Origin of the sequence: Streptacidiphilus melanogenes (assembly GCF_000787835.1) — a bacterium.
Lineage (GTDB): Bacteria > Actinomycetota > Actinomycetes > Streptomycetales > Streptomycetaceae > Streptacidiphilus > Streptacidiphilus melanogenes.
In genome coordinates, this window is record NZ_BBPP01000029.1 from 35,792 (window position 1) to 43,434 (window position 7,643).

A 7,643-nucleotide genomic window follows, 5' to 3' on the forward strand; every position below is an offset into this window, starting at 1 on the left:
TCCTCCTGGGCAAACGCCCTGAGCGCCCCGCTGCTTCCCGGGGTCGCCTGCTGGTTCGTGTCTTGCTGATCAGCACCGCGTTGAGAGAAGAAGTGCTGAGAAGGTGCCGCGCGCACCCTGGAACGTGCCGAGGGTTCAGGGCGTGGGCGCGGGCACGGGGGGCCGCTCGCCGGGGAGCTCGGTGCGGAGCTCGGCGATGGCGTCCTCGAAGTCTTCGAGCGAGTCGTAGGCCCGGTACACCGAGGCGAACCGGAGGTAGGCCACGACGTCCAGCTCCTTGAGCGGGCCCAGTATGGCCAGACCGACGTCGTGGGCCGACAGCTCGGCGCTCCCGGTGGAGCGGACCGCCTCCTCGACCCGCTGGCCCAGCAGCGCGAGGGCGTCCTCGGTGACGGGCCTGCCCTGGCAGGCCTTGCGGACCCCGTTGATCACCTTGTCGCGACTGAAGGGCTCGGTGACCCCGCTGCGCTTCACCACCATCAAGGCGGCGGTCTCCACCGTCGTGAACCGGCGGTTGCAGTCGGGGCACTGGCGCCTGCGTCGGATCGAGCTGCCGTCGTCGGTGGTACGGGAGTCCACGACTCGGCTGTCCGCGTGACGGCAGAAGGGGCAGTGCACGTCCCGCTCCCCTCCTGACTGTGGCTGTGCTCGCTCCGCGGCAGACCACAATCTGTGGGCTGCGGTCCCCTATCTAACCACTAGATCTGGTGTGTCACGCACCATCTCACCGCCGCGTGTCGTGTCGGTCGGTTCACGCTTCGCGATCGGCGCAGGTCATGCCTCAAGGGCCGGCGACCGCCCGCGGCACGACGCGCGAGAAGGGTCGAAGAGGGGGTTTCGAGCACGCTCGGAGGTGATCCGTGAGAGGATTCGACTCGAACAAGCGATCGTACGAGCGAGTAGAAATACACCCGAAACCTTGATCAGTTCAGGGTTTCTGGCAATAATTCACTCGAACGTGTGTTTGGCGCAACCTTTCGATAGGACCTACCGTTGGCCTATTCAAGGGAGAACGTCCGTAGGTAGAGAGGGGCCGCCGTGACCATCGCCGAAAGCAGCACCGTCCCGGTGCAGGAACGCTCCCAGTTCGCCACCCAGGAAGAATCGCGAAACCCCGCCTCCGGCCTCGTCCCGGATCAGGCTAGCGGCCCTTCCGTCACGCACTCCTCGGGACACTCCTTGGATATTCAAGAAAGCCCCGCACGCGCCCTCCCGGGGCGCCCGCCGGGCATCCGCACGGATGAGGCGGGGCTGACCGAACGCCAGCGCCGCGTCATCGAGGTCATCCGGGATTCGGTGCAGCGGCGCGGGTATCCGCCCAGCATGCGGGAGATCGGTCAGGCCGTCGGCCTCTCCAGCACCTCCTCCGTCGCGCACCAGCTGATGGCGCTCGAGCGCAAGGGCTTCCTGCGCCGCGACCCACACCGCCCGCGCGCCTACGAGGTACGCGGCATGGAGGTGGCCCGTCCGGTCCCCGAGGCCAACAGCGGTCGTCCGGCCACGTCCTACGTCCCGCTGGTCGGCCGGATCGCGGCCGGTGGCCCGATTCTCGCCGAGCAGTCCGTCGAGGACGTCTTCCCGCTGCCGCGGCAGCTCGTCGGCGACGGTGAGCTCTTCGTGCTGAAGGTCAGCGGCGATTCGATGATCGAGGCCGCGATCTGCGACGGCGACTGGGTCACCGTGCGCCGCCAGCCCGTCGCGGAGAACGGCGACATCGTCGCCGCGATGATCGACGGCGAGGCCACCGTGAAGCGCCTCAAGCGCGAGGACGGACATATCTGGCTCATGCCGCACAATGCCGCGTACGAGCCCATTCCAGGCGACAACGCGACCATTCTCGGCAAGGTCGTCGCTGTCCTCCGCCGTCTCTGATCAACGGCTCCTCATCCGGGGCCCGAACAACCTGGGCCCCGACCGGCATCACGCGCCGGCCGGGGCACCGTGGGGACGTGGCGCAGCCGAATCCGGGCGGTCCGGATTTCGCTCGCGCCACCACACTTCTTCGAGCAGCACTCCTTGGGGCAATTGCCGTCGGGTGTATCTCCTCCCCGACCGGGCAACCCGTGGACCACGGCAGCCCGTAGCCGGCAGTCCGGGTCGCAGTCATCGCCCCCGCCCGTGACGCACCAGGCGTGGACGACGAGCTGCTACCGGGCCCGAACGGGTGGGGCCGAGGCGTTGATCGCGGCGAGGGAGCGACGGACCTGGTTGCGGTCCGTGGTGTACCAGAGGTCCGGCATGGACGAGCGGAAGAATCCGCCGTACCGGGCCGTGGCCAGGCGCGAGTCCAGGACGGCGACGATGCCGCGGTCGTCCGCGGAGCGGACGAGGCGGCCGGCGCCCTGGGCCATCAACAGCGCGGCATGCGTGGCCGCCACCGCCATGAAGCCGTTGCCGCCGTGCTCCTCGACGGCCTTCTGGCGGGCACTCATCAGCGGGTCGTCCGGGCGCGGGAACGGGATCCGGTCCATCACGACCAACTGGCAGGCCGAGCCCGGCACGTCCACGCCCTGCCACAGCGAGAGCGTGCCGAAGAGGCAGGACTCCGCGTCGGCCGCGAAGCGCTTGATCAACTCCCCCAGTGTGTCCTCGCCCTGGAGCAGGATCTCCCCCGGAACGCGGTCGCGCAGGGCCTCCGCCGCCGCCTGGGCCGCGCGCATGGAGGAGAAGAGACCGAGGGTACGACCGCCCGCCGCACCGATCAGGTCGGCGAGCTCGTCCAGCATCTCCGGACGCTCCGGATCGCGTCCCGGCGGGGGGAGATGGCGGGCGACGTAGAGGATGCCCTGCTTGCGGTAGTCGAAGGGCGAGCCGACGTCGAGGCCCCGCCAGACGGGAGCCGCGCCCGTGCCCTCGATCGTCTCCCCCACGTCGTCGCGCCCCGTGGAGGAGAGGCCGAGCGAGGATGCGACCCCGGTGAAGTCGCCGCCGAGCTTGAGGGTGGCCGAGGTCAGCACCACCGAGCGGTCGGTGTAGAGGTTCTCCCGCAGCAGCCCGGAGACACTCAACGGGGCCACCCGCAGCGAGGCCGGAGCTGCCAGGAAGCGGTCGTTGCGGTCGATCCAGACGACGTCGTAGACGCTGCCCTCGAGCAGCCGGTCCGTGGTCTCGTGGATGGTCTCCAACGAGGCCATCGCCTGCTTGCGCACGGCGTCCTCGTCACTGACGCCGCGGTCGCGGATCTCACCGAGCGAGGTGATCACCTCGCGCGCGGCCTCCCGGATCGCGGCGACGGCAAAGTGGAGGTTCTCCGGGAGCTCCTCGACGCGTCCGCCGTCGGCGATCTCCATCAGGCCGTGGTAGTTCTCCGCGGCGGCCTGGAGCTTGTCCACGGCCTTCTCGTTGGCGAGCTTCGCGGCACGCTTGACGGCGCGGTTCACCCCCGTGGTGGTGAGCTCGGCGGTGGCGATGCCGGTGACCCGCGAGACGAGCTCGTGCGCCTCGTCGACGATCAACAGGCCGTGCTCGGGCAGGACGGGCGCACCCTCGAGCGAGTCGATGGCGAGCAGGGCGTGGTTGGTGACCACCACGTCGGCGAGCTTGGCCCGCTCGCGCGCCTTCTCCGCGAAGCACTCGCCGCCGTACGGGCACTTGGTCGCACCCAGGCACTCCCGGGAACTGACGGAGAGCTGCTGCCAGGCCTTGTCGGAGACACCGGGTGACAGGTCGTCGCGGTCGCCGGTCTCCGTCTCGTCGGCCCAGTCGCGCAGCCGGACGATGTCCTGCCCCAGCTTGCTGCTGGGGCCGCCCAGGACCTCGGCCGGATCGAAGAGACCGGCCTCGTCGTCACTGGGTGAGCCCTCGTGGACCCGGTGCAGGCAGACGTAGTTGGAGCGGCCCTTGAGCATCGCGAACGTGGGCTTGCGACGCAGCAGCGGACGCAGCGCGTCGACCGTGCGCGGCAGGTCGCGTTCGACCAGCTGCCGCTGCAGGGCCAGCGTGGCCGTGGCGACGACGACCTTGTCACCGTGGGCGAGGGCGGGGACGAGATAGGCGAGTGACTTGCCCGTGCCCGTGCCCGCCTGGACGAGCAGCTGCTCGCCGTTCTCGACCGCGGCGGCGACGGCCTCGGCCATCGCCACCTGGCCGGGACGCTCGGTTCCGCCGACCGACGTCACGGCGGCGTGGAGCAGCTCGCGGATGCGCGAGGGGGCGTCCGCGCCGGTGGCAGCGGCCTCACCGGAGGGCGTGTCGGGCTGCGCGCCGGACGGCTCGGAGGTGGCGCCGGAATCGGCCGGGTCGGGCTCAAGGATGCTGTCACTCATGGCCCTCCCACCCTAGAGGGCGCCACCGACAAACCGCGGCCGGACGGGTGCGGTCAGGCTCGGATCCACCAGCACGGGTTCGTCCGCGCGGGCGGCGCGCAGCACCTCGGGGACGAACTCGGCGACGGCCAGGCCCGGATCGGCCTCGCCCGCGTCGGCGAGGAGCTCGCCGAGCGGCCCCCAGATCGCGCTGTGGCCGGCCCCGGTGTACGGGCCGCTCGGCCCGCAGTGGTTGGCCAGCACCGTGTAGGACGTGTTGTCCATCGCCCGCGCCGGAAACATGAAGGAGTTGGCCTTGGCGGAGAAGCCGGCGCTGAACATGCCGCCGTTCAGGTAGGCGTGGCAGCCGTCCAGAGCCGCGGCACGGGCGTGCTCGGGGAAGGAGGAGTCCCAGCAGATGCTGAGGCCGAGCCGCCATCCGTCGAGGACCAAGGTCGTGCCGCAGGCCCCGGGGGCGAACCCGGCGACGCGCTCGCTCGGTGTCGCGTGCTGCTTGTCGTAGGTGGCCGCCGGCTTTCCGTCGCGGTCGAAGGCGAGCGCGGAGATGCGGAGCGTGCCGTCCTCGGCGCAGGTCGGCGCACCGACGACCAGGGCGGTGCGGTGGGCGGCGCAGGCCTCGCGCAGGGGGTCGAGGCGCGAGTCGGCTGCGCCGGTGGTCTGACGGTCCGGGTCGGCCGTGATGCCCGGAAGCTCGTAACCGGTGAGGAAGAGCTCCGGCAGGACAAGCAGGTCGGCGCCGCGATCGGCGGCGCGGCGGACCAGGTCGGCGGCGGTGGCCGCGTTGGCGACGAGGTCGAGCGAAACGCAGGCGGCCTGCCCGGCGGCCACGGTCAGCGGCTCGGCGGGCAGCGACAGTTGATCATCCATGGCGCGGAGCCTAGCGTCATGGAGGCGCAGCTGTCAGGGGTGAACCAGTGCTGCGGGGCTTTCAGTCGCGGCGAGGTGCGCAACGTGCACGGACCCGTCCGCGAGGTCCACCGCTCGCGCGTGGGCGGCGGAGCGCGCGGCGGAGCCGGTGGCGGAATGGGTCGCGGCATGGCCCGTGGCATGCGCGGCGGCGCGGGTGGCCGGGCGCGCGGCGGCGTCCGCGGGCACGTCCCGTGCGCTACGCGGACGGCCGAAGGTGGTCCACGCCGTCGCCTCGGGGAGCCGATGCACGGGTCGGCCCAGCACCTGGGTGCAGACGGCGTTGAGAATCACGGCGGCGCGGTGTGCGCCGAGGCCGAGATCGGGTGTGCCGACGCCGTGGGTGTGGAGTTCGGCGTTCTGCACGTACAGCCCGGCGGTGACGTCCGCCCGCAGGCGCACCCGATGGTCGAGGCCCACTCGGTAGCGGCCCTTCGCGTCCCAGTCGACCAGGTCCCGGACGGGGTCGAGCAGGGCAGGCCTGCGGGCGGCGTAGCCGGTGGCGAGCACGACGAGGTCGGTGCGGAGTACGTACTCGGCACCCGACTGCGGGTGGGCGCAGCGCAGTTCGAGCCCGCCGCCGGTGTTGCCACAAGCTGCGAGCACCTCCGTCCCCGGCACGATCTCGACGTCCGCGGCACCGCCCGCGGTGGTGCGCTCGTAGATGGTCTCGTGGACGGCTGCCAGGGTCTCGGCGCTGGCCGCCTTGTACAGCTGCCACTGGCGCGGCACGAGCGCGTCGCGGGTGTGCTCGGGAAGCGAGTGGAAGTAGCGCGTGTAGTCAGGGGTGAAGTGCTCCAGGCCGAGCCTGGAGTACTCCATCGGCGCGAGCGCCGTGGTGCGCGTGATCCAGCGCAGGTGCGGGCCCGCGTCGCCGCCACGACGCCGCAACAGGTCGAGGAAGACCTCGGCGCCGGACTGACCCGAGCCGACCACGGTGACGTCCCTGAGTGGACCGGGTCCACCGGCGTTGTCAGTGGGGCGCGCTAGCGTCAGGGGTGAGCGGGGAGAGGTGAGGTACTCACCGGAGTGCACGGCCGGGCCGGCTGCGGCCACCAGTTCGGCGAAGGCCGTTGGGATGACGGGCTCGGTGCCGACGCCGAGCACGAGATGGCGTGCGAGGTAGGGCTCCCGCCCCGGCACCTCGACCTCGAAGACGCCGCGGTCCGCGTTCCAGCGGACCGCCTTGACGGGGCTGTCGAAGCGGCAGTTCGGCAGGCGGTCGGCGGCCCAGAGGCAGTAGTCCGCGTACTCACGGCGGGTCAGGTGCCACTGCTCGGCGAAGTAGAAGGGGAAGAGACGGTCCCGGTCGGCGAGGTAGGCGAGGAACGACCAGGGGCTGGTCGGGTCCACCAGCGAGACCAGGTCCGCGAGGAAGGGCACCTGCATGCGGGCGCCTTCGATCATCAGACCCGGGTGCCAACTGAACTCCGGTTTGGCCTCGAGGAAGACGGACCGAAGGCCGGGCACCCGGTCGGCCATGGCGGCGAGTGAGAGGTTGAACGGGCCGAGACCCACGCCGACGAGGTCATGGACCTCACCGGTGCGGCGGTCGTCTGCGCAGGCGCGAGGCTGCGCCGATCGGCGGGTGGCGGCTCCGTCCGGTGAACGTGAGGGATCCACTGGCAGGCTCCTTTCGGATTCGGACGGTCACGGTGAACGAGGGAACGGAGGATACGGAGGGAACGGAAGGGAGAAGGGTGGTGGGGAGGCCCGAAGAGCGGGCATCGAGAAACCCGCACGGCAGCGAAGCCGCGGCGACACGCGCGCGCCGCGTGCCACGTGCCGCGTGCCGCGTGCCGAAGGCTCTCCGGGTACTGCGCCGCGGCAGGTGGCTGCGGACCGCCATCCGTCAGTGCGGCCGGTCGTAGACCATCAGGGCGGCGTGCTTCTCCGGAAGCAGAAGCTCGGAGTCGAGACGGAAGCCGGCTCGCAGGAAGGCGCGCACGGACGGCAGGTTGCGCACGTCCGGCTCGGCGACGATCCGTCGGGCCGCCTGTCTCTCGCGGAGGATGCGCCGGGTGAGCGCGGCCAGGAGGGTGCTCCCGACCCCACGGCCACGTTGAGCGGCCGGACCGATCAGCAGGTGGAGGCCGGTGTCGTGGGGGCGGGCGGGGTAGTGCCGGGCCAGTGGGTCCACGTCGGCCCGGTAGATCTCCCAGTAGCTCATGGGCCGCTCGTCGAGCAGGCCGAGGCACGGCACGCTGCGCCCGTCGCCGTCGAGTTGGGCGCGCACGTGGTGCTCGGTGAGCTCGGGCGGGCCGCAGAGTTCCCAGAACGCGGAGACCACCGGATCGTTCATCCAGTCCACCAGCAGCGGCAGATCACGCGGCAGGCGCACGGGCTGGAGGCGGAAGTCGCCGTGCCGGGTGTGCATCACGCCCCAGCGGGCCACGCCGTCGAGGAGATCGCCGCGTCGGACCCAGTGCGGTCGCTGCCAGGGCGGGTGTGCGGTTCTGGGATACCCGGGGG

The 7,643-nt window shown here is 71.3% G+C and carries 6 protein-coding genes; 1 reads left to right on the forward strand and 5 read right to left on the reverse strand.

Annotated elements, in window-relative coordinates; translation table 11 throughout:
- Positions 1–135: 135 nt before the first annotated feature.
- Positions 136–618, reverse strand: coding sequence for a transcriptional regulator NrdR (nrdR, locus tag TR49_RS26470; RefSeq protein WP_042386189.1), 483 nt, complete (start codon positions 616–618; stop codon positions 136–138).
- A gap of 561 nt (positions 619–1,179) precedes the next feature.
- Here nrdR and lexA point away from each other — a divergent pair.
- On the forward strand, positions 1,180–1,872 hold the full coding sequence (gene lexA, locus TR49_RS26475) for a transcriptional repressor LexA (protein WP_042386266.1): 693 nt from the start codon (positions 1,180–1,182) through the stop codon (positions 1,870–1,872).
- A gap of 275 nt (positions 1,873–2,147) precedes the next feature.
- On the opposite strand, the gene TR49_RS26480 is transcribed toward lexA, so the two are convergent.
- From TR49_RS26480 to TR49_RS26495, 4 genes are all read right to left on the reverse strand, one after another.
- Entirely contained in the window at positions 2,148–4,265 is a 2,118-nt protein-coding gene (locus tag TR49_RS26480) for an ATP-dependent DNA helicase (RefSeq protein WP_084725442.1), read from the reverse strand.
- 12 nt (positions 4,266–4,277) lie between these two features.
- The gene (locus TR49_RS26485; protein WP_042386191.1) at positions 4,278–5,132 is read right to left on the reverse strand and encodes a carbon-nitrogen hydrolase family protein; all 855 of its coding nucleotides are present in this window, start codon (positions 5,130–5,132) and stop codon (positions 4,278–4,280) included.
- A gap of 33 nt (positions 5,133–5,165) precedes the next feature.
- Positions 5,166–6,794, reverse strand: coding sequence for a lysine N(6)-hydroxylase/L-ornithine N(5)-oxygenase family protein (locus TR49_RS26490; RefSeq protein ID WP_063770171.1), 1,629 nt, complete (start codon positions 6,792–6,794; stop codon positions 5,166–5,168).
- A 229-nt stretch (positions 6,795–7,023) separates the two neighbouring features.
- Positions 7,024–7,643 (reverse strand): GNAT family N-acetyltransferase (locus TR49_RS26495; protein ID WP_152627466.1); only part of this gene is annotated, 620 nt, incomplete at its 5' end.